Below are 20,785 nucleotides of genomic sequence, written 5' to 3' on the forward strand. Positions count from 1 at the left end.
GCGATGCGCGAGAACCATGGAGGCTTTCTTGCCATCGGGAAAATTCCATGCGTTCCACTCGTATGCCCATGAGCGCCGATGCCGTCGGCGCCGAGGAGCTGCGCGTGACGCTGGTCTATCGCCGCGACGGAGCCGGCGAATGGGAGCTGGCCCACCGGCATGCCGATCCGCTGGTCCATGGCATCGATCTCGGGCAGGCGGCGGCCATCGCGCGAGGGTCATGCCCGCCCACCCTGTAGTGCCTTTTCCCGCAGGGATTCCCCGGATGGCCGCGTCGAAAGTGCGTGACCATAGTTGGTTCGCCGCCCGAACCAACCCGACGCGGCAACGCCCACAACCCCGGAGACATGCCCATGAAGAAGCCCTTTCGCGCCCTCGGCGCCCTGGCCCTCGGCCTTTCCGCCATCGGCGCCTGCGCTCAGACCGTGGTCGGCGTGAGCTGGTCCAACTTCCAGGAGGAGCGCTGGAAGACCGACGAGGCGGCGATCAAGGCGCAGCTGGAGAAGCTGGGCGCGAAGTACATCAGTGCCGATGCCGGCGGCTCGCCCGAGAAGCAGCTGGGCGACATCGAGGGCCTGATGTCCAAGGGCGCCAAGGCGCTGATCGTGCTCGCGATGGACAAGGACGCGATCCTGCCGGCCGTCAACAAGGCGACGCGGCAGAAGGTGCCCGTGGTGGCCTACGACCGTCTGATCGAAACGCCCGGCGTCTTCTACATCACCTTCGACAACGTCGAGGTCGGCCGCATGCAGGCGCGTGCCGTCTACAAGGTCCAGCCCAAGGGCAACTACGTGATGATCAAGGGCTCGCCCACCGACCCGAACGCCAACTTCCTGCGTGCCGGGCAGCAGGAGGTGATCGACGCCGCCGTGAAGAAGGGCGACATCAAGATCGTCGGCGACGAATACACCGACGGCTGGAAGCCCGAAGTGGCGCAGAAGAACATGGAGCAGATCCTCACCAAGGTCGGCAACAAGGTCGATGCCGTGGTGGCGGCCAATGACGGCACGGCCGGCGGCGCGGTGGCGGCGCTCACGGCCAAGGGCATCCGAGGCATCCCGGTGTCGGGCCAGGACGCCGACTTCGCGGCGCTCAACCGCGTCGCGCTGGGCACCCAGACCGTGACGGTATGGAAGGACTCGCGCGAGCTCGGCCGCGAGGCCGCCTCGGCCGCGATCGCGCTGACCCAGGGCAAGACGCCGGAGAAGGCGGCCACCTGGAGCGGCGGCGAGAAGAAGGTCGCGATCTCCTCGCGCCTGCTCACGCCGGTGCCGATCACGCGCGACAACCTCGACGTGGTGGTCAAGGAAGGCTGGATCAAGAAGGCGGAGCTCTGCAAGGGCGTGACCGGCGACAAGGCTCCCGCCGCCTGCAAGTGAAGCGCTCTCGCGATCTTCGCGGGGGCCGCCGCGGAACCGGCTTTGCCGGGCCGCAGGGCGGCGCCCCCGGCGAGGGGGTTGGCGGCTACGCGCAGCGAGCAAGCCTGGGGGGGAGCCCATGATTCGTCGCAGCGGCATCGATCTGCGCCTGCTCCTGATGAGCGTGCTGCTCGTGGTGATGGCAGTCGCCTTCCACGTGCTCTCGGGCGGCATCTTCCTCACGCCCGAGAACCTTTACAACATCGCGCAGCAGACCGCGGTGGTCGGCATCGTCTCGACCGTGATGGTGCTGGTCATCGTCGCGCGCCACATCGATCTCTCGGTCGGCTCGGTGATGGGCTTCGTCGGCGTGCTGGTCGCCTACCTGCAATACACCTCGGGCTGGTCCTGGCCGGCGGCCTGCCTCGCGGGGCTGGCGGTCGCGCTGCTGGTGTCGCTCTACCAGGGCGGGCTCACCGCGATGCTGGGCGTGCCTTCGTTCGTGGTCACGCTGGGTGGTCTCATGTCCTTCCGCGGCGCCGCCTTCCTGGTGGCCGACGGCAAGACGCAGCCGGTCAACGACGAGTTCTTCCAGCGACTGGGCGGCGGCTACGACGGCGGCATCGGCGCCACGGCCACCTGGGGGCTGGCCGCGCTCGTGGGCGTGGTGCTGTTCGCGCGCAAGCTGCAGCAGCGGCGCGCACGCCAGCGCCACGAGATGCCGGTCGAGCCGCTGTGGCTGGACCTGCTGCTCACGGCCGTGCCGGTGGCCGTGGTGTTCGCCTTCGCCGCGACGATGAACAGCTACCAGATCTCGTCGAAGACCGAGCCGCAGGGCATCCCGATCCCGGTGCTGATCTGGGCCGTGGTCGCGGTCGTGCTGTCCTTCATCGTGCACCGCACGCGCTTCGGGCGCTACGTGTTCGCGATGGGCGGCAATCCGGATGCGGCCGCGCTGGTCGGCATCCCCGTCAAGCGCGTGACGATGCTGCTGTTCGCGCTGCTCGCGGTGCTGGTGACGGTGGCCTCGATCGTTTCCATCGCGCGGCTCAACGCCGGCACCAACTCGCTGGGCAGCGGCATGGAGCTCTACGTGATCGCGGCGGCGGTCATCGGCGGCGCCGCGCTTGCGGGCGGCAGCGGCTCGATCTTCGGCTCGGTGCTGGGCGCGCTGATCATGCAGTCGCTCGACAGCGGCATGCTGCTGCTGGACGTGCAGATCGGCAAGCGCATGGTGATCATCGGGCAGGTGCTGATCGTGGCGGTCGTCTTCGACGTGCTCTATCGCAAGTATTTCGGCGAGCGTTGATGGGCGCCGCGACACAACCCCTTGTCGAGCTGCGCGAGATCCGCAAGTCCTTCGGCGGCGTGAAGGCGGTGGACGGCGTCAGCGTCAACCTCTATGCCGGCGAGGTGGTCGCGCTGCTCGGCCACAACGGCGCCGGCAAGTCCACGCTGATGAAGATGCTGGCCGGCGCCTATCCGGTCGACTCGGGCGAAACGCTGATCGCGGGCGAGCAGGTCCACATCCGCACGCCCTCCGAGGCCCAGGCCCAGGGCATCGAGACCATCTACCAAACGCTCGCGCTGGCCGACAACCTCGACTCGGTCTCCAACCTCTTCCTCGGCCGCGAGAAGCTCACGCCCTGGCGCACGCTGGACGACCACTTCATGGAAAACCAGGCGCGCAAGGTGTTCCAGCGCCTGAACAAGAACTTCACCAACATCCGCGTGCCGGTGCGGCGCCTATCGGGCGGCCAGCGGCAGGTGGTGGCGATCTCGCGGGCCCTGTACTTCAACGCCCGCATCCTGATCATGGACGAGCCCTGCGCCGCGCTCGGCCCCGAAGAGACCGCGATGGTCGGCAGGCTGGTGAAGCAGCTCAAGGCCGACGGGGTGGGCATCTTCCTGATCACCCACGACATGCCCGATGTGTTCGGCTTGAGCGACCGGCTGGCCGTGATGAAGAACGGCCGCCTGGTCGGCACCTACCGCACCGCCGACGTGACGGAGGACGAGGTGCTGGGAATGATCATTGCGGGCAAGCGGCCCGAGGGCAAAGCGCAGGCCGAACACGCTGGATGACCACGTAGCGCGTACACGCAGTGCCGGAGCGCGGGGCGCCTCAGGCCGGCACCGGGCCGCCCCAAGGCGGCCTGAGGCCCCCTCGGGGGCAGCGAGTACACGCAGTGACGGAGCGTGGAGGCCAGACCAGGCCGGCGCCGGGCCGCCCCAAGGCGGCCTGAGGCCCCCTCGGGGGGGCAGCGAGTACACGCAGTGACGGAGTGTGGAGGCCAGACCAGGCCGGCGCCGGGCCGCCCCAAGGCGGCCTGAGGCCCCCTCGGGGGGGCAGCGAGTACACGCAGTGACGGAGCGTGGAGGCCAGACCAGGCCGGCGCCGGGCCGCCCCAAGGCGGCCTGAGGCCCCCTCGGGGGGCAGCGAGTACACGCAGTGACGGAGCGTGGGGGCAAGACCAGGCCGGCGCCGGGCCGCCCCAAGGCGGCCTGCGGCCCCCTCGGGGGGCAGCGAGTACACGCAGTGACGGAGCGTGGAGGCCAGACCAGGCCGGCGCTGGGCCGCCCCAAGGCGGCCTGAGGCCCCCTCGGGGGGCAGCGAGTACACGAAGTGACGGAGCGTGGGGGCCAGTTCAGTCGGCGTAGACGCCGGCAGCCTTGATGATCGGGCCCCACTTGGCGATCTCGGCGGCGACGAACTTCTTGTGCTCGGCCGGCTCGATGCGCTTGTCGGCCATGACGACGGCGCCCAGGCCTTCCTGCTTCTTGATGAAGTTAGGATCTTTCAGCGCCACCTTGAGGGCGTCGTTGACCTTCTTGACCACTGCCGCGGGCGTGCCCTTCGGCGCGTAGAGCCCGTGCCAGATCGTGACCTCGAAGTCCTTGAGGCCCGACTCGGCCAGCGTGGGCAAATCCTTCAGGGCGGGGGTGGTCAGCCGCTTCGTTGTGGTTACCGCGTAGGCCTTGACCTTCTTGGCCTCGATCTGCGTGGTCGTGTTGGTGGTCTGGTCGCACAGCAGGTCGATCTGCCCTCCCAGCAGGTCGGCGATGGCCGGCGCAGTGCCCTTGTAGGGAACCGGCGTCATTTCCACCTTGACCGCGCTCTGAAACAGCAGGCCGCACAGGTGCGATGCAGCGCCCAGGCCGGCATTGCCGAGGTTGACCTTGCCTTTGTTCTGACTGATCCAGGCAGTCAGTTCCTTGTAGTTGTTGGCCGGCAGCGTCGGCTTGCCGATCAGCGTCATCGGCACGTCATTGACCATGCCCAGGTACTCGAAATCGTTCTCGACGTTGAACGGCAGCTTCCGGTAGAGCGCCGGCATGGTGGACATGCCGATGTGGTTGAGCAGCAGGGTGTGGCCGTCCGGCGCAGCGCGGGCGACCTTGGCGGTACCGATCGAACTGCCGGCCCCGGCCGTGTTGTCGACCACGATGGTGGCGCCCAAGGGCTTTTGAAGCGCTTCTGCGAGATCGCGCGCAACGCGGTCGGTCGGGCCGCCAGCGGAGAAAGGCACGACGATCGTGATCGGCTTGCTGCCCGGGAAATCCTGGGCGTAGGCGCCTACGGCAGCGGTGGCAATGGCCGTGAAGGCGAGCAGTTTTTTCATGGTCTCTCCGTGTTCAATCCGAGTTCAAGGGCCGCGATCTTATCGGGTGCGGATGGCCGGACGAATACCGGATTGCCCTTAAGGGATACCGCCGTCCACGTGTTTGCGGGCAGCCGCCGTGGTTATCGTGGCCCCTGGAACCCAAACAAGGAGCGCAGGCATGCTGAAACTGAAGGATCCGGCCCTGCTGCGCGAGCAGGTTTTCGTCGCCGGCGAGTGGGCCGACGCGGACAGCCGCGAAACGATTCCCGTCACCAATCCCGCCAACGGCGAGCAGATCGGCACCGTGCCGAAGTGCGGCACCGCCGAAACCGTGCGCGCCATCGCCGCCGCGGAAACGGCCCAGGGCAACTGGGCCCGGCGCCCGGCCAAGGAGCGCTCGGCCATCCTGCGCAAGCTCAACGACCTGATGCTGGCCAACGTCGACGACCTTGCGCTCATCATGACCACCGAGCAGGGCAAGCCGCTGGCCGAGAGCAAGGGCGAGATCGCCTACGCGGCCTCCTTCATCGAATGGTTCGCCGAGGAGGCGCGCCGTGTCTACGGCGACACGATCCCGGCCCCGCAGGCCGATCGCCGCATCCTCGCGTTGAAGCAACCGGTGGGCGTGACGGCCGCCATCACGCCCTGGAACTTCCCCACCGCCATGCTCACGCGCAAGGCCGGCCCGGCGCTGGCCGCCGGCTGCTCGATGGTGGTCAAGCCGGCGACGCAGACGCCGTTCTCGGCGCTGGCCTTCGCCGAGCTCGCCGACCGCGCCGGCCTGCCCAAGGGATTGCTCTCGGTGCTCACCGGTTCGGCCTCCGAGATCGGCGGCGAGATGACCCGCAGCCCGATCGTGCGCAAGCTCACCTTCACCGGCTCCACCGAGGTCGGCCGCACGCTGATGAAGCAGTCGGCCGACACCATCAAGAAGCTCTCGCTCGAGCTCGGCGGCAACGCGCCCTTCATCGTGTTCGACGATGCCGATCTCGATGCGGCGGTCGAAGGCGCGATGGTCTCCAAGTACCGCAACACCGGCCAGACCTGCGTCTGCGCCAACCGCATCTACGTGCAGCGCGGCGTGCTGGAGACCTTTACTCAGAAGCTGGTGGCCAAGGTCGATGCGCTGAAGGTGGGCGAGGGCACCGAGCCCGGCGTGACCCAGGGCCCGCTGATCGACGGCAAGGCGGTGGCCAAGATCGAGGAGCACGTGGCCGATGCGGTGAAGAAGGGCGGCAAGGTCCTGGCCGGCGGAAAGCGTCACGCACTCGGCGGCAACTTCTATCAGCCCACCGTGATCGGCGGCGCGGCGGCCGGGATGCTGGTGGCGCACGAAGAGAGCTTCGGTCCGCTGGCGCCGATCTTCGCCTTCGACACCGAGGCCGATGCGATCGCGGCGGCCAACGACACCGAATTCGGCCTGGCCGCGTACTTCTACAGCCGCGACATCGGCCGCATCATGCGCGTGGCCGAGCAGCTGGAGGCCGGCATCGTGGGCGTGAACACCGGCCTGATCTCCACCGCCGAGGCGCCATTCGGCGGCGTCAAGCAGTCGGGCTTGGGGCGCGAAGGCTCGAAGTACGGGCTCGACGAGTTCCTCGAGATCAAGTACGTGTGCCTCGCCGGGCTGGACAAATGAGCGTCAGCCGGCGGCGCGCCCTTCGCTGTGAAGCGACAGGATGTCGAAGATCGCGCGGTTGCACGGCGTGGCGATGCCGAAGCGCGCGCCGCGCGCCACCACGTCGCCGCTGAGCCATGCGACCTCGAGCCGGTTACCGCGCTCGAGGTCCTTGTGCATCGACGAGGTCATCGTGGCCGGCAGCTGGTCAGCGAAGGCCATCCGGTCTTTCGCATAGTCGGCCGCGATCGGCACGCCCTCGGCACGGGCGACCCGCACCACTTCGTCGATCACGTCGTGCAGGAAGGCGCGCGAACGCGCGTTGCCGCGGATCGCGCCAACCGGGACGCGCGCCAGGCTGGTGGTGCCCGAGAGGCCGACCAGGAAGACGAACTTCTCCCAGATGCTCTGCTGGATTCGCTCGCTGATCTCGACGTCGATGCCCGCTTCGACGCAGGCGTCGCGAAAGCGACCGACGCGCGGCGAGACCGTGCCGTCGTACTCGCCGAACACCAGCTTCTGCAAGGCGCCCGTGTGCCGGATCACGCCCGGCTCGGCAATCGTCGCCGCGATGTAGCAGACACCGCCGATCACGTGTTCCGCGCCCAGCACCTGGCGCAGGATGTCGTCCTTCACCACGCTGTTCTGGAACGACACGACCGCGGTCTCGGCGCCGATCAGCGGCTTGAGGGCTTCGGCCGCCGAGACCGTATCCCACAGCTTGACGCCGAAGAGCACGATGTCCGCGCCGTCGATGTCCACCGGCGTGTCCGTCGCCATGACCTTCGGCAGATGCAGGTCGCCGTGCGGACTCTCCACGCGCAGACCGCGCTCGCGCAGGGCCGCGAGCTGCTGTCCGCGCGCGACGAAAGTGACCTCGTGCCCGGCATGCGCCAGGCGCGCACCGAAGTAGCCGCCGACGCCGCCGGTTCCCATGACGGTGATGCGCATGAAATCTCCTCTTCGATTGGCAGTGCGGGCAATGATGCACGCGAACCGGACCGCGCCATACGCCCTTCGCGCTAGACCGTATTGCGAATAGGCGCTCCCCAGGGCCGCTCCTAGACTCCGCGACGAGTCTGAGAGGGCCCGCACTTCCGCGGCGTCGCGGTCCGCGCAAACGGGCCCACAGACTGCGCACGGGGGTCGAATGCAAGGTTTTTCGAGGTTCGTGTGGGCGCACTCTGCGCGCAAGTGGATCGCAGGCGCTTTCGGACTCGGGGCGCTGGTCGGATGCCAGTGGGCCATGGCGCAGGCACCCGATGCCGAGGCCGCCGCGAGCAAGCAGGAACAGGCGCGGCTCGCCGACACCGACACGCTGCTCGCGCTCACCAACGACGGCGCGGTGCTCTATGCGCAGGACAGCCCCAAGCTCTCGGGCTATCAATACTGCAGCCAGGCGGTCGCGCTGGCCGAAGCCGGCGAGTTCCGGCAGAGCGTGCGCGCCGCGAGCAAGGCGCTGCACCTGGCCAACGCCACGCGCGACCCGAACCTGCTCGCGATGGCGAACCGCGATCTCGCGATCGTCTACAGCTACTCGGGCCAGCTCGAGAAGGCCGTGGAGTTCGCGCGCGAGGCGCTCAAGCATCCGGCGCGCGATCCCAAGCTGGTCGTCGGGCCGGTGCACAAGGTCATCGGCGACGTGCAGACGCGCCGCGGCGACTACGCCGGCGCGGTGCAGAGCTACGACACCGCGCTCGCCAACAGCTCGCGGCGCTATGCGCCGCTGGTGCAATCGTCACTCGTCAATGCGCTGATCGAATCGGGCGATGCGGCGCGCGCGCGCCAGCTGCTGGGCACGCTGCCGCCGCCGCGCGAGGCGCCGCTGGCCGCGCAGCTCGACCGCACGCGCGCGCGGCTGCTCCTGGCCGAGAACAAGCCGGCCGAGGCGCGCGACCTGTACCTGCAGCTGACCACCCGTTCGGTCGGCACCGACAGCGGCTATTACCAGCTCTGGGCCTGGGACGGCGTGGCGCGCAGCGAGCTCGCGCTGGGGCAGAAGCAGGCCGCAGCCGAGGCCGTGGGCCGCGCGCTCGGCGGCGTCGATGCGGTGCGCGCGAAGTTCCGCAGCGAAGAATTCAAGATGGGCTTGTTCTCCGACCTGCAGGCGGTGTTCGAGCGCGGAGTCGGCCTCTACAGCGATGTCGGCGATGCGCGCCAGGCCTTCGAGCTCAGCGAGCGCAGCCGCTCGCGCGCGCTGCTCGACGCGGTGCGCGGCCGCGCGCGCGTGAGCAGCGAGGCGGCCGCGACCGTCGACCTCGCGACCCTGCAGCGCACGCTGGCGCCCGACGAGCGCGTGCTGCAGTTCCATGCGCTGCCCGACCGACTGCAGACCTGGGTGGTCGGCCCCTCGGGCATCGAGGCGAAGAGCATCGCGATCAAGCGCGACGACCTGATCGAGCTGGTCGAGACCTTCCGCAATTCGGTGGTGCGCGGCCGGCGCGCCGCCATCGCCAATGCCGACAAGCTGGGCGCTGCGCTGCTCGGCCCGCTGGCGTTGAAGCCGGGCGAGCGCCTGGTCATCGTGCCGCACGGGCCCTTGCACTACCTGCCCTTCCAGGCGCTGCGCCTGAACGGGCGCTACCTGATCGAGACGAATCCGGTCTCGGTCGCGCCCTCGATGAGCATCGCGGTGCAGCTCGCGCAGCGCTCGCCGCGCGTCGACGCCGCGCTTGTCGCCTTCGGCAATCCGCGCATCGAAGACAAGTACGACCTGCCCGGCGCCGAGGTCGAGGTCAAGCAGCTGGCGCAGCTCTTCCCGCGCAACAACGTCTACATGGGCGCCGCCGCCACCAAGACGCAGTTTCGCGACGTGGCCGCGCGCGCGCCGCTGATGCACGTGGCGGCCCATGCCGAAGCCGACCAGATCGATCCGCTCTATTCGCGCATCCTGCTGGCCAACGAAGACGGCAAGCAGAACTTCCTTGAAGCGCACGAGATCCTCGGCCTGCCGATGCAGGGCACTGCGCTGGTCACGCTGTCGGCCTGCGAGTCGGGCCTGGGCCGCATCGCCCAGGGCGACGAGGTGCTGGGCTTCACGCGCTCCTTTCTCTCCGCAGGCACCTCGAGCCTGATCTCCTCGCTGTGGCCGGTGGCCGACGACGCCACCGCCATCCTCATGAGCACGCTCTATGCCGAACTGGCCAAGGGCCGTGACATCCAGCAGGCCATGCAGGCCGGGCAGCTGGCCGTATTGAAGGAACCCCGCATGTCGCATCCGTTCTTCTGGGCCCCGTTCAACCTGATCGGCAACTGGCGGTTGAAGGTGGGGAGCCCGGCATGAGGGGCGCCGGCTCGGTGGTGGCTGTCGCGCTGGCGCTTGCAGCCGCGCAGGCCGCGCATGCGGCGGACGAGGAGGCCACGACGCTGCTGCCCACCCAGGACCCGTGCGGCAGCTGCGACCGCCAGCTCGCCCAGGCTTCGGGCGCGCCGCAAAGCCTGCCCGCGCCGCCGGTGCCGGCGGCCGCGTTCCGCCTCAACGACCTGCGCCTGAACGGCGTCAAGGCGCTCAGCAACGAAGAGCTGCAAAGCATCACGCAGCCCTACATCGGCCGCGACGTGACGCTCGGCGACCTCGAGGCCCTGGCCCAGGCCATCACCGCCCGGTACCGCGAGCGCGGCTACTTCCTCGCGCAGGCGGTGGTGCCGGTGCAGACCGTGCAGGGCGGCGTGGTCGAGATCAGCGTGATCGAAGGGCGGCTCGGCAAGATCGACGTGGCGGTGGCGCCCGATGCGCCGATCGCCGAGGCGCGCGTGCGCGCCTTCCTTGCGCCGGTGCAGCCGGGGGACGCGGTCAATGCGCAAAGCTACGAACGCGCGATGCTGCTGCTGTCGGACCAGCCGGGCATCCGCGTCGCCTCCGGCCTGCAGGAGGGCACGCAGCCCGGCACCACCGATCTCTCGGTCGAGGTGACGGCGGCGCGGCGCTGGGTCTTCACCGCCGAGGCCGACAACCACGGCACCAAGGAGTCCGGGCGCTACCGCATCGGCGGCAGCGCGCGCTGGCTCAGTCCCTTCGGCATCGGCGACAACCTCGATCTGCGCGCGATGGTGTCCGACGACAGCGGGCTGGTCTTCGGCCGCGCCGCCTACGAGGCGCCGATCGGCAGCAACGGACTGCGCGCCGGCGTGGGCCTGGCGCGCGTCAACTACGAGCTCGGCGGGCAGTTCGCCGATCTCGATGCGCAGGGCACGGCCGACGTGCTCGACTTCTCGCTCAACTACCCGCTGATCCGCCAGCGCCAGCAGAACCTCTTTCTGCGCCTCGGCGCCGACGTCAAGGACCTCACCGACGAGTTGCAGGCAGTGGCCTTCACGTCGAAGAAGCGGGTGCACGGCCTCGGCCTCGGCTGGACCTGGGAACGGCGCGACGAAGTGCTGGGCGGCGGCTACTGGGCCAGCTCGGGCACGCTCTACCGCGGCAAGCTGGACATCCGCGATCCGCAGACTCTTGCTTTCGACCAGAGCATCGCCGGCCGCCGCACCGAAGGCGACTTCACCAAGCTGAGCTTCCAGTTCTCGCGGCTGCAGGCCATCGTGCCGCGTCATTCGCTCTACCTGTCGCTCGGCGGCCAGTGGGCCAGCAAGAACCTCGATGCGTCGGAGAAGCTGGCGCTCGGCGGCGCGCGCGCGGTGCGCGCGTATCCCTCCGGCGAGGTGCTGGCGGACGAGGGCGTGATCGGCATCGCCGAATGGCGCTGGTCCTACAACGAGGAGCTCACGCCCTTCGTGTTCTACGACGCGGCGCGCGGCAAGCTGGCGCGCGACCCGACGCCCTTCGACGGCGTGAACCGCCTGAGCCTGCGCGGCTTCGGCGTCGGCGTTTCGTGGGCGCGGCCGGGCAACTTCGCCATCAACGCGACGCTCGCCTGGCGCGACGGCACCCGGCCGGCGCAGACCGACGGCGGCGGCCGCAATCCGCGGCTCTACGTACAGGCGCAGAAAGCGTTTTGACATGAAACACACTCATAGCTCCGCGCGCTTCAGCATGCGCCCCGTGGCGCTGGCCCTCGCATGCATGGGCGCCACGCCGGCCTTCGCGCAACTGCCGACCTGGAACAACTTCCAGGTGCGCGGCGGCGCCGTCGCGGTCGGCACGCCGACGGCCGGCGGCATGCATCTGGGCATCGTGCAAGGCACGCAGCGCGCCATCGTCGACTGGCAGGGCTTTTCCATCGGCCCGGGCCATGCGGTCAACATCGCGCAGCCCGGCGCCGGCAGCGTGCTGCTCAACCGCGTGACGGGCAACGAGCTGTCCACCATCGCCGGCTCGTTGAATGCCAACGGGCGCGTGTTCCTGGTCAATCCCAACGGCGTGCTGTTCGGCAATGGCGCGAGCGTCAATGTCGGCGGGCTGGTCGCGTCCACGCTCAAGATGAGCACCAGCGACAGCGCCTTCATGAGCGGCACCGAGCGCTTCGAATTCAAGCAGGATGGCACGCCCTTCGGCACGGCCGAGAACCACGGCGGCATCACGGCGCAGGGCGGCGGCACCATCGCGCTGATCGGTGCGCAGGTCAGCAACAGCGGCAGCATCGTCGCGCAGGGCGGCACTGCCGGACTGGTGTCGGGCGACACGGTGACGGTCGATTTCGCGGGCGACGGGCTCACCACCTTCAAAGTCTCGTCCGGCCTCTACAGCGGCGTCGCCAACAGCGGCGTGGTGCAGGCGGATGGCGGGCGCGTCGTGATGATGGCGACCGCGGGCAGCGAACTCGCGCAGGGCGTGGTCAACACGCGCGGCGTGCTGCGCGCCGACTCGCTGGCTTCGCGCAACGGCGAGATCGTGCTCGACAGCGGCGGCTCGGCTGCCGGCGTCACCCTCAATGGCGGCCTGCTGTCCGCGGCCGGCCACGGTGTCGGCCAGAGCGGCGGGACGATCGACGTCAAGGGGCGGACGATCCTGCTGCAGCCCGCTGCCGCGGGCGACCCCGGCGTCATCGACGCCAGCGGCGGCGCCGGCGGCGGCCGCATCCGGCTGCAGGCTGCGGCGGTCGGCGGCGATCCGCAGACCGGCGCGATCGCCGTCGCCGCGGGCAGCCGCATCAGCGCCGATGCCACCGTGGCCGGCAACGGCGGCGATGTTCGGCTGATGGGCGAACGCACGCTGCGCGCCCACGGCACGCTCTCGACCCGCGGCGGACCGAACGGCGGCGACGGCGGCTACATCGAGACCTCGGGCGGCTTCGCCATGCCGGCGGGCGAGAGCAACGGCGGCATCGATCTCGCGGGCCTGCGCACCGACGCTTCGGCACCGCGCGGCACCGCGGGCACCTGGCTGATCGATCCGTTCGACGTCCTCATCGTCAACGGTGCGAAAAACGGCAGCCTGTCGAGCAATCCCTTCGCCCCGATCGCCAACTCGACCATCCAGGACGGCGACATCAACGATGCGCTCAACGGCGGCACCAGCGTGCGGATCACCACCGGCAATCCCGCGGCCGGCACGGCGAACGTCGGCGACATCGTGATGGACGACGTGCGCATCGAGTACAGCGGCAACAAGGGCCCACTCACCTTCCAGCTCGATGCCCATCGCAGCGTGCGCGGCAACGGCGCCTCGGTGATTGCGTCCATCGGCGATCCGCTGAACGTGATCTTCAACGCCGACGCGAACGGCGCCGGCGCCGCCGTCGGCGGCGGCCAGGTCAGCTTCGACGGCAGCATCTACACCAACGGCGGCAACGTCTCGATGAACGGCGCCTGGGCCAACGCCAGCAACGAGATGTGCAGCATCTGCCTGACCGGCGCGCTGATCGACACGCGCACCGGCAACCAGCAGCTGATCCCCGGGACGCCCGGGTTCTATACCGGCGGCAGCAATGCGGGCACGGGCGGCTCGGTGCAGCTCACCGGCGTCAGCACCGGCCCGAGCAACGGTGCCACGACCAACGGCGCGGTGTTCATGCAGAACAGCACCATCACCACCGCCACAGGCAACGTGACGATGTTCGGCAGCCACAGCGTGGGCAGCGGCGTCCAGCTCGAAAGCTTCGACGCCGTCACCACCATCGTCACCACCAGCGGCAACGTGTCCGTGACGGGCATCGGCAGCTTCACCAGCAACAGCTCCGAAGCGCCGGGCCACGGTGTCGTGATCAACGGCGAAACCATCACCACCGTCGACGGCAACATCACGGTGACGGGACGCCGGCTGGCCGGCGGCACGGCCGGCAACGGCGTGCTGCTGCGCGACGATGCGCTGCTGCAGACCACCGGCAGCGGCGACATCGTCGTCACGGGCCAGTCCGACGGCGCCGCCGCGGGCGTGAACATCGCGCCCGCCGCATCGACGACGGCACCGCCGGGCGGCCGCATCGACGGCAACCGCAACGTCGTGCTGCGCGCGGTCAACGACGGCAGCACCGATGCGCTCGCGATCGGCGGCACGGTGCGCGCGGGGAATGCGCTCGACCTGCGGCCCGGCGGCGTGGACCTCGGGGGCAACGCGTTCGACCGCCCGGACGTGCCGATCACGCTCGGCGGCGCGGCAGCCACCGGCTTCGCGGTCTCTGCCGCCGAGTTCACGCGCCTCGACACGCCGACCATCGTGGCCGGCAGCAACGCGCATGCGGCCGACATCGATGTGGTGGGCCCGCTCGCGTTGGCCTCGGCGCTCACGCTGCAGAACGGCGCGGGCGGCAATATCAACCTCGGCGCGGCGGTGTCGACGCCGCAACTCGGCCTCCTGAGCGCCGGCAACATCACGCAGGCGGCGGCCGCGGCGATCACGGCCGGCACGCTGCTCGCGCGCTCGAGCGGCGGCAGCGTCGAGCTGCGCAACCCACTCAACAACGTGGGCACGGTCGGCGGCGCCGCCGCGGGCAGCTTCGCTTACGTGGATGCCGACGCGGTCACCCTCGGGCCGGTGACGGTGACCGGCTTCGATGCCGCGAGCAACCTGCCGCAGCCTGTCTCCGCCACCTCGATGGCGGCCGACACGGTGTTCGTGCGCACGCTCGCCGGCGACCTCTCGCTCGGCACCAACGTCGCGAGCGGCAGCGGCACCGACCTGGTGGCGGCAGCGCGTTTCCAGAATCTCGGAGCCTCCACCATCGCCGGCGCGCCCTGGCGTATCTGGGCCGACACCTGGGTCGGCGAGACGCGCGGCGGGCTCGCAGGCTCGGGCCTGCTGCCCAACCTCTACCACTGCGCCTACCTGGGCCTGTGCACGGTGACGGTGCCTGCGGGCGCCAACCACTTCATCTACGCGCAGCAGCCGAGCGCCGTCGTCTTCATCCACAACGCCGCGCGGCCCGGCGGCCTGCCGAATCCGTTGTTCACCTACAGCATCAGCGGCCTGATCCTCGGCGACACCGGCGCCGGCTTTGCCGGCGCCCTGTCGAGTCCGGCCACGCAGTTCAGCCTGCCGGGCAGCTACCCGATCAACGGCAGCTTCAGCTCGGCCGAGGGCTACGCGGTCAGCGTGGTGCCGGGGCTGCTGACGGTGGGTGGACTCGTGGATCTGATCAAGCCCGACGTGGTGCGCGAGAACCAGAGCACTTGGCTCTACGACCGCAACATCGGTCCGGCGCCGATCTGCCTCGCGACCGGGCCGCTGGACGCCGACCGCGCCGCGCAGGGCGGCGACGTGCTCGCTCGCGAATGGTCACGCGTGCGCTCCCGGCCCAATCTCACCAACTGCATCGATACGGAGCGCCGCAGCGGCTGCGCCGATTTCTGAGGCACTTGCGGCGCCGCTGTCGGCTACCAATGGAAGCGCAGCGCAGCGCCGCTTCGCCGTCCGCTGGATGGCATGATGGCGAAACAAGCGAGGTACAGCCATGACTGATCGACAGACCCTCTTGGGCAGCTGTCACTGCGGAAGAGTCAAGTTCGAACTCCAAGCCGCGGTCACATACGCCATGGAATGCAATTGCTCTCTTTGTCGTCGCAAGGGTGCGCTGTGGCATGGCGCGTCGGACAAGACTCTGCGCATTGTTTCGGGTGAACAGGACTTGACGCTGTACCAGTTCGGAACGTTGACCGCCAAGCACTACTCCTGCAAGCACTGCGGCATTTCACCGTTCACTCGTCCGCGGCTGGACCCGACGCGATGGGCGGTCAATCTCCGGTGCATCGATGCACTGGATCTCTCGTCGCTGGAGATTCAAAAATTCGACGGAGCGAATTGGGAAGAGGCTGCGAAAGCCCTTTTTGCGAAATAGCGCCAAGGCGACCGTTCGCGGCCTATGACCGCCCCTGGATTTGCATGGCCTGCTGAGGCACAGGTGTTGGCAGCGAGCGGGAATGGCCAGACATCTCGGTGGAGATGTTCTTGCGCAACGATCGATGCGAATCCTTCGGGTTGGCCGCAGAGTTCTAAAACTAAAGTTGCTGTCGCGTGCTTCTAAATGTATCCTCCGCCTCCAAACGAACAAACGAGCGACCGCCTTGCGCGGCGCTAACAGCAATGAGGGGCAGAGGGCGATGGCTTTGGTGAATGTAGGGCGCGCGCTCGCGCTTGTCTGGACCATCGCGGTCGGACTTATCGGATGTGGCGGGGGCGGCGGCGAGGCGCCTGTATCGGGCTCCTCCGCGTCCTTGACCAAATCCGAAGAGACCGCCTTTGGCGAAGGTCTCAAGGGCACTGCGGTTCTGCGAAGCGGTGGCGGGGAGCCGGTCGTCGCTGCGGAGAGAGCATCTGACGCTCGCATCCCTCCCGGTTCGGGATACCAGCTGCGCACGGTTCCAGTGGCGACATTGCCTGGAGGGCAGGTCCAGGTCATCACAACAGGCACCAACCCCGATGAAACACTCCAGGTGGACTTCGCATTGTCCGCGAGCGGCTTCTACATTAGCAGCAACAACTACCCCTCGATCGTCCCCATTCTCATCCTGTTCGGCTTCTATCACGAGCCTTCGGGCCCGGTGTACCCGATGCTCATCGATCCGCAGCAGGTACTCGATGATCGCTACGGACCCGTCACTGCGTCGCGTCAGCCGGGCGGTACGTATTTGATGTATCTGATTCCGAAGTGGCAATCCGTGTTCGGCGAATACAGCGGAAATCTCGAGCTCAAACTTTGCAAGGATGCCCGCTGCACGTCCGAGTACAAGATCACGGGCGGAGCGCTTCCGTACAAGTTCGAATTCCGACCTGATGTGACCCTTACAGCAAAGCTGAACGGCACGCCGGTCACGGACCTGCGTGGATTCACGAAAGTGACTTCTGGACAGACGATGGAGTTTCTTGCTCCCACCGGCGCAACAGTAGAGATCGAATCCAATATGCCGGTGACCTGGACAGTCGGAGGGGTCGGCACCTCGAGAACGCTTGCAGTAGTCTCGCAAACCGATCGCCGAGTCGTGGGCACTGTCACCGGCGGTACTTTGACAGGCTCCATCGATGTGAGGGCTCAGCCCATCGACACTCGCTACAAGTACTATTCCACCGTGTCCATCCCGGCGCTGTAAGCCACTCGCCAGCGTTCCGTCGCGTCGTCCGCCGTGTGCGGCTGCGACGCATCATGCGCCGCCAACTCTCGCGTAGTCGTCTGGGCCGCTAGGCGGGTGCCGCGGCTCTCGCGCCCTGGCTGGCCTGGTGGCGGCGGCGGTTCCGAAGGGGCGGGCGTGTTGGCCCGCCCGCGACCGCGAAGGCGGTTACGCCGGGCATCCTGGCGGGCGTGCGCGTCGGGGGCGGGTGCGACCGTCCGCAATTGGCCCGGCAGCAGCCAAATCGATGGCCCTGCCCGCTGAGTTCATTCGACCAGCAGCCCCAGCACGTACTCGTCTACGTAGTGTGGCTCGTCGGCCCGCTTGTAGAACTGGCGCAGCGTGCCTTCGTGTGCGAAACCCAGCTTTCCGTAGAAGCGCAGTGCTTGCACGTTGTCGCTCTCGGCGTACAGCTCGATGCGCCTGACGCCGTCGGCCTTGAGCCGCTCAACTGCATCGGTGAGCATGGCATGTCCCACTCCTTGCCCGTGGCGTCGCGGGTCTACCGCCAAGGTTCCAAGCAAGGCGACATGCCGCCCTCGACCCGGATAGCGGGTCGCCTTGTAGAAGCCCGCAACCGCGCCATCGACTTCCCACACGTAGAAACAACCGCTGTCGAGAAGCTCTTCGTAGATGCCTTCGAACTCGTCGAGCAACATGGGCTCGTAGGTTAGGAAGGGCACCACCTTCTCGTGCGTGTAGATTGAGAACACGGCCTCAATGTCTTGAGGCGCGGCGAGTCGGCGCATTCGTGGAATCCTTGGGGCTGGCGAAACGAACGGCAGCGAGTTTACTCAGCGGACAGCCGCTTCTGGCCGTTTCCACGGCACTACCGTGATGCCCTGAAATTCCATAGCGGCAACGAAGTTCTCGTGCATTTGGGCCTCCTTCCCATCATCACGGCAAGAAGATCCCAGCTGGACGGGCATATTCTCTGGTCTGAGGACGCGGAGCCCTCCTACGCCTGTGGGAAGCCGGAGGACGGATGTTCTGGAACCCTTGGCTGGTGGCCCCACAGGGTTGCTCTGGTCAAGATGGGACGGCCTCGCCGGCGCTAGCGAAGTTCGACTTCTGAGCTCATCCGCGCAAATTCTGTAGGGGGAAAAGATGAAATCAATCGTGCATCTCGCGTTCGGCGTTCTGCTGCTTTCTGCTGTGGCATTCCACGCCGGCGCAACGGGGACGAACAAGCTGTGCAACGGACGACAGACGGACATCGTCTTTGCTGTCATCCATGAGAATTCGGACGATTCGGGTTCGAGATGCGAGCTTCAGGGATCGCATTGCTACGTGACGCTCCAAGGCTGGTACACCATGAAGCCGGGAGTCTGCATGGACGTCGACGTGGGAAATCAATGGGAATCCTATCTGTCGGTCTTCGTCAAGGATACGGCGGCCGGCCAGTACAGGCCAGAAACCTTCCCAGTCAACGACAGGTTCTACAAGGACAGAAACGAGAAGAGCTCCGGCGTCGTTAACGTCACCGCGTGCATGCCTGTCGGGCCGTTCAAGAAAAAGCTGCCGGGAGCGCTCGCGCCCATGCTGAATTCAGCGGTCGCATGCGATCCCGGCGAGGCGCTGCATCCGGTCAATTACGTCATGCGCGGCGGACCGCAAACCCACGTCGTGGTCACGTTGAATTAGTGGGGCGAGCATGGACCGTGGCAGCCCGCTTGCGTACGTCCCTCAATGGAAGGGTCAGGCCTCGGGTTCGTTGCAAACCACTTCGATGTTGTGCCCGTCCGGACCAATGACGAAAGCTGCATAGTAGTTTGCGTGGTAGTGCGGGCGCAGACCGGGCGCACCATTGTCTTTGGCGCCCGCCTCCAGAGCCGCTCGATAGAAGGCGTCGACCTGCTGCCGATTCTCGGCCTTGAAGGCCAAGTGAAGATGCGCCGGTTTCTCCTCGGCTTGGTACAGACACAATGAAGCCTTGCCCTTTGGGCTGAGCTCGACCCCGTATGTCGGCGGCCCTTCCGAGACAACAGCTACGCCAAGCGGTTCTAGCGCCTTGAGGAAGAACGCTTTGCTCGCTGCATAGTCGCTTACTCCGAATTTGACATGGTCGAACATGAGTAGTCCTGAGGTGGGTGGGCTTGCGCGAGGCCCGACGGTTGCGAGAGACCGCTCCTGGTCGTGAGACGCCGATGGCCAGCCGCCGTGTTCATGCGAAGGTTTCGAGCTCATCGAGGACTGACCATAGCGATGTGCGGCAGAGCCTATGGCAGGAATCCCAGAAGCCCAATGGAGCCCGGGAATCCCGCCGATGATGTGCGGCGGTTCTTTCAAACGTCTCGCTCAGGCTCTTCCGGCCGGCTCCGATCCTGATAGGGGGAACTGCCCTCGTTGCCGCCTTGTCCCACTCCCGCATCGCCGGGGCGTACGGGCTGGTTCTGCCGGGTCGTTGCGGGGCCGCCGTTGGGGCCCGCGAGGTCGTCGCTCTCGGCGGCCGTCTTCGAGAACTGCTTCATTGCATTTTCAGCCGGCGTGTGCTCAGGGCTGGCCGGGGTTTTCGTCTGGTCGCGCTCCAACGTCCTCTCGGCATCCAGCCAGTCTTCCTGCTCGTGGCCAGGTTCTCTGCCGCGGCGTTCGTAGGCCGCGTACGCAGCCTCGCGGATTCGATCTTCTCGCTGCGACTCTGGCGAGGCCTGCGCGTCGGAGGGTTCTTCCCCGACGAGATCGGCTGCCCTCACCTCGGCTTCGAGAGGAGGTGGAAGCGGCTCGTCAGGCTTGGCGAGAGTCTCTTTGGGATCGGCGGTTCGGGGCATGTTCATCTCCTTGACGGAGGCCGGATTTCTTTCCGGCCCATGTTTCGCCAGCGTGAGGCGAGGCACGGCCGTTCAAAGTAGGCAAATGGCGCATCCGTCTGGCAGCGTTGCTGAAGTCCAATGGGTCGCCTGCTCGATCCGCCTGAACTCCTCGCCAAGGGAGTCGCATGCTTGCCCCTCCTGCCCCTCCTGCGCCTCATCGCGCCGCCAGCGCCCGGCCGAAGTCGCCGGTGTAGGTGCGCAGCCCCTGGTGCGTGAGGCGGGAGTGCGCATCGATGAAGACTTTGCCGCCCGCCGACTGCCAGCGGCGGCAGAACGCGTAGTCCTCGCTCAAGTAGCGGCCGTTGTCCGGCTCGGCCATCACGTCGAAGAAGCGGTAGTGCGGCCAGGCGCGGGAGGCGAGGTCGCCCGTGGCGGCATCGGGGGTGTAGCGCAGATCGGGGCAGGCGGCGGCCAGCCGCTCGAACACCGTGCGTGCGATCAGCATGAAGCCCGTGGGCGCATCGAGCACCTCGACGAAGCCGTCCGCGTCCACCGCGCGGCCGCTTGCGAGCGCGTTGGCCGGAAAGCGCGCATGGAGCGCTTCGAACTGCTCGCGCGTGGTGCCAGCGGGCAGCGGCGCGGGCAGGCCTTCGGATGGCCAGCCGTCGCTCTTGAGCGGGTAGACGCCGGCCACCACCTCGCGGCCGGCGAGCAGCAGCCGCAGCGCCGCTTCGGGCTCGAAGCCGATGTCGGCATCGATCCAGAACAGGTGCGTCCAGCGTGCGTCGGCCATGAACTCGGCCACGAGCCGGTTGCGCGCGCGCGGGATCAGGCTGTCGCCGTCGAGAAAGCGGGTCTGCATCGCGAAGCCCTGGCTCCAGGCCAGGTTCACCAGGCCGAGCAGGCTGCGCACGTAGCTCGAGCTCATCGCGCCGTTGTAGCTCGGCGTTGCGATGAAAGGGCGGATGTCTTTCAGGGCGGAGATGTCGAGCATCGGCGCATTGTGTCGAACCGGCGGTC

At 67.8% G+C, this 20,785-nt stretch carries 17 protein-coding genes; 11 read left to right on the top strand and 6 right to left on the bottom strand.

Translation table 11 applies throughout. The features are described from left to right. Nucleotides 1-47: 47 nt before the first annotated feature. From EJI01_RS16360 to EJI01_RS16375, 4 genes are all read left to right on the top strand, one after another. A complete protein-coding gene (locus tag EJI01_RS16360; protein ID WP_221885682.1) occupies nucleotides 48-239 on the top strand; it encodes a hypothetical protein in 192 nt (63 codons plus the stop codon). Between the two features lie 114 nt (nucleotides 240-353). Continuing rightward, nucleotides 354-1,379, top strand: a complete 1,026-nt coding sequence (gene xylF / locus EJI01_RS16365) for a D-xylose ABC transporter substrate-binding protein (protein WP_260602483.1) — start codon at nucleotides 354-356, stop codon at nucleotides 1,377-1,379. A 118-nt stretch (nucleotides 1,380-1,497) separates the two neighbouring features. Further along, nucleotides 1,498-2,667 (top strand): sugar ABC transporter permease, encoded by a 1,170-nt coding sequence (locus tag EJI01_RS16370; RefSeq protein ID WP_126838186.1) that lies wholly within the window; start codon nucleotides 1,498-1,500, stop codon nucleotides 2,665-2,667. Continuing rightward, complete coding sequence (locus EJI01_RS16375; protein WP_126838187.1) at nucleotides 2,667-3,443, top strand: ATP-binding cassette domain-containing protein; 777 nt, start codon at nucleotides 2,667-2,669, stop codon at nucleotides 3,441-3,443. The genes EJI01_RS16370 and EJI01_RS16375 overlap by 1 nt, the downstream gene beginning before the upstream one ends. Nucleotides 3,444-4,006: 563 nt before the next feature. Here EJI01_RS16375 and EJI01_RS16380 read toward each other — a convergent pair. Continuing rightward, complete coding sequence (locus tag EJI01_RS16380) at nucleotides 4,007-4,981, bottom strand: tripartite tricarboxylate transporter substrate-binding protein (protein ID WP_126838188.1); 975 nt, start codon at nucleotides 4,979-4,981, stop codon at nucleotides 4,007-4,009. A gap of 160 nt (nucleotides 4,982-5,141) precedes the next feature. Here EJI01_RS16380 and EJI01_RS16385 point away from each other — a divergent pair, with 160 nt between their 5' ends. Next, complete coding sequence (locus EJI01_RS16385) at nucleotides 5,142-6,602, top strand: NAD-dependent succinate-semialdehyde dehydrogenase (protein WP_126838189.1); 1,461 nt, start codon at nucleotides 5,142-5,144, stop codon at nucleotides 6,600-6,602. 3 nt (nucleotides 6,603-6,605) lie between these two features. Here the strand turns inward: EJI01_RS16385 and EJI01_RS16390 are convergent, their stop codons facing one another. Next, nucleotides 6,606-7,532: a ketopantoate reductase family protein gene (locus EJI01_RS16390; RefSeq protein ID WP_126838190.1), complete on the bottom strand. Its 927-nt coding sequence runs from the start codon at nucleotides 7,530-7,532 to the stop codon at nucleotides 6,606-6,608. Nucleotides 7,533-7,752: 220 nt separating this feature from the next. Between EJI01_RS16390 and EJI01_RS16395 the strand changes: the two genes are divergently transcribed. The 5 genes from EJI01_RS16395 (at nucleotide 7,753) to EJI01_RS16415 (ending at nucleotide 16,997) form a co-directional block, all read left to right on the top strand. Further along, nucleotides 7,753-9,864 (top strand): CHAT domain-containing protein, encoded by a 2,112-nt coding sequence (locus EJI01_RS16395; RefSeq protein WP_260602484.1) that lies wholly within the window; start codon nucleotides 7,753-7,755, stop codon nucleotides 9,862-9,864. After that, nucleotides 9,861-11,534: a ShlB/FhaC/HecB family hemolysin secretion/activation protein gene (locus EJI01_RS16400; RefSeq protein WP_126838192.1), complete on the top strand. Its 1,674-nt coding sequence runs from the start codon at nucleotides 9,861-9,863 to the stop codon at nucleotides 11,532-11,534. The genes EJI01_RS16395 and EJI01_RS16400 overlap by 4 nt, the downstream gene beginning before the upstream one ends. A 1-nt stretch (nucleotide 11,535) precedes the next feature. Next, entirely contained in the window at nucleotides 11,536-15,264 is a 3,729-nt protein-coding gene (locus tag EJI01_RS16405) for a filamentous hemagglutinin N-terminal domain-containing protein (RefSeq protein ID WP_126838193.1), read from the top strand. Nucleotides 15,265-15,364: 100 nt separating this feature from the next. After that, a complete protein-coding gene (locus EJI01_RS16410; RefSeq protein WP_126838194.1) occupies nucleotides 15,365-15,748 on the top strand; it encodes a GFA family protein in 384 nt (127 codons plus the stop codon). 376 nt (nucleotides 15,749-16,124) lie between these two features. Beyond that, nucleotides 16,125-16,997: a hypothetical protein gene (locus EJI01_RS16415; protein ID WP_126838195.1), complete on the top strand. Its 873-nt coding sequence runs from the start codon at nucleotides 16,125-16,127 to the stop codon at nucleotides 16,995-16,997. 284 nt (nucleotides 16,998-17,281) lie between these two features. Here EJI01_RS16415 and EJI01_RS16420 read toward each other — a convergent pair whose 3' ends face one another. After that, nucleotides 17,282-17,764, bottom strand: a complete 483-nt coding sequence (locus EJI01_RS16420; RefSeq protein WP_126838196.1) for a GNAT family N-acetyltransferase — start codon at nucleotides 17,762-17,764, stop codon at nucleotides 17,282-17,284. Nucleotides 17,765-18,122: 358 nt separating this feature from the next. Here EJI01_RS16420 and EJI01_RS16425 point away from each other — a divergent pair, with 358 nt between their 5' ends. After that, nucleotides 18,123-18,659: a hypothetical protein gene (locus tag EJI01_RS16425; RefSeq protein WP_126838197.1), complete on the top strand. Its 537-nt coding sequence runs from the start codon at nucleotides 18,123-18,125 to the stop codon at nucleotides 18,657-18,659. Between the two features lie 54 nt (nucleotides 18,660-18,713). On the opposite strand, the gene EJI01_RS16430 is transcribed toward EJI01_RS16425, so the two are convergent. From EJI01_RS16430 to EJI01_RS16440, 3 genes are all read right to left on the bottom strand, one after another. Next, nucleotides 18,714-19,088, bottom strand: a complete 375-nt coding sequence (locus tag EJI01_RS16430; RefSeq protein ID WP_126838198.1) for a VOC family protein — start codon at nucleotides 19,086-19,088, stop codon at nucleotides 18,714-18,716. Nucleotides 19,089-19,300: 212 nt separating this feature from the next. Continuing rightward, nucleotides 19,301-19,783 (bottom strand): DUF2934 domain-containing protein, encoded by a 483-nt coding sequence (locus tag EJI01_RS28795; RefSeq protein ID WP_185878938.1) that lies wholly within the window; start codon nucleotides 19,781-19,783, stop codon nucleotides 19,301-19,303. A 196-nt stretch (nucleotides 19,784-19,979) separates the two neighbouring features. Then, complete coding sequence (locus EJI01_RS16440) at nucleotides 19,980-20,759, bottom strand: hypothetical protein (RefSeq protein ID WP_126838199.1); 780 nt, start codon at nucleotides 20,757-20,759, stop codon at nucleotides 19,980-19,982. Nucleotides 20,760-20,785 lie beyond the last annotated feature (26 nt).

This window comes from Variovorax sp. MHTC-1 (genome assembly GCF_003984645.1).
Classification (GTDB): Bacteria; Pseudomonadota; Gammaproteobacteria; order Burkholderiales; family Burkholderiaceae_C; genus Variovorax.

Excerpts from the sequence above, each read along its gene's own strand:
- EJI01_RS16360 (WP_221885682.1), top strand. The coding sequence starts at position 48 with ATGCGTTCCACTCGTATGCCCATGAGCGCCGATGCCGTCGGCGCCGAG.
- xylF (WP_260602483.1), top strand. The coding sequence starts at position 354 with ATGAAGAAGCCCTTTCGCGCCCTCGGCGCCCTGGCCCTCGGCCTTTCC.
- EJI01_RS16370 (WP_126838186.1), top strand. The coding sequence starts at position 1,498 with ATGATTCGTCGCAGCGGCATCGATCTGCGCCTGCTCCTGATGAGCGTG.
- EJI01_RS16375 (WP_126838187.1), top strand. The coding sequence starts at position 2,667 with ATGGGCGCCGCGACACAACCCCTTGTCGAGCTGCGCGAGATCCGCAAG.
- EJI01_RS16380 (WP_126838188.1), bottom strand. The coding sequence starts at position 4,981 with ATGAAAAAACTGCTCGCCTTCACGGCCATTGCCACCGCTGCCGTAGGC.
- EJI01_RS16385 (WP_126838189.1), top strand. The coding sequence starts at position 5,142 with ATGCTGAAACTGAAGGATCCGGCCCTGCTGCGCGAGCAGGTTTTCGTC.
- EJI01_RS16390 (WP_126838190.1), bottom strand. The coding sequence starts at position 7,532 with ATGCGCATCACCGTCATGGGAACCGGCGGCGTCGGCGGCTACTTCGGT.
- EJI01_RS16400 (WP_126838192.1), top strand. The coding sequence starts at position 9,861 with ATGAGGGGCGCCGGCTCGGTGGTGGCTGTCGCGCTGGCGCTTGCAGCC.
- EJI01_RS16405 (WP_126838193.1), top strand. The coding sequence starts at position 11,536 with ATGAAACACACTCATAGCTCCGCGCGCTTCAGCATGCGCCCCGTGGCG.
- EJI01_RS16410 (WP_126838194.1), top strand. The coding sequence starts at position 15,365 with ATGACTGATCGACAGACCCTCTTGGGCAGCTGTCACTGCGGAAGAGTC.
- EJI01_RS16420 (WP_126838196.1), bottom strand. The coding sequence starts at position 17,764 with ATGCGCCGACTCGCCGCGCCTCAAGACATTGAGGCCGTGTTCTCAATC.
- EJI01_RS16425 (WP_126838197.1), top strand. The coding sequence starts at position 18,123 with ATGAAATCAATCGTGCATCTCGCGTTCGGCGTTCTGCTGCTTTCTGCT.
- EJI01_RS16430 (WP_126838198.1), bottom strand. The coding sequence starts at position 19,088 with ATGTTCGACCATGTCAAATTCGGAGTAAGCGACTATGCAGCGAGCAAA.
- EJI01_RS28795 (WP_185878938.1), bottom strand. The coding sequence starts at position 19,783 with ATGCCCCGAACCGCCGATCCCAAAGAGACTCTCGCCAAGCCTGACGAG.
- EJI01_RS16440 (WP_126838199.1), bottom strand. The coding sequence starts at position 20,759 with ATGCTCGACATCTCCGCCCTGAAAGACATCCGCCCTTTCATCGCAACG.